The sequence below is a fragment of the Macrococcus hajekii genome (genome assembly GCF_004359505.1).
Lineage (GTDB): Bacteria > Bacillota > Bacilli > Staphylococcales > Staphylococcaceae > Macrococcus > Macrococcus hajekii.
In genome coordinates, this window is the sequence record NZ_SCWE01000055.1 from 1 (window position 1) to 255 (window position 255).

The following is a 255-nucleotide window of genomic DNA, read 5'->3' on the forward strand; positions in this document are numbered from 1 at the left end:
CCGCACCATCTTTGATCACTGTTGTTGTTGTCGTGCCATCTGGATTCGTGATCGTTACTGTGTGTGTACCGTCTCCATTGTCGACTACTGTCGCCGTTGGTGATACGCCATCTTTACCGTCTACTCCGTCAACACCGTCTTTGATGACTGTTGTCGTTGTTGTGCCGTCTGGATTTGTGATCGTCACTGTGTGCGTGCCGTCGCCGTTGTCGACTACTGTCGCCGTTGGTGATTCGCCGTCCGCACCATCTTTGA

At 52.5% G+C, this 255-nt stretch carries 1 protein-coding gene; it reads right to left on the bottom strand.

The window, feature by feature from the left end:
* Nucleotides 1-255: collagen-flanked surface repeat-containing protein (locus tag ERX37_RS11345; protein ID WP_208001707.1), on the bottom strand; the 255-nt coding region annotated here is incomplete at both ends.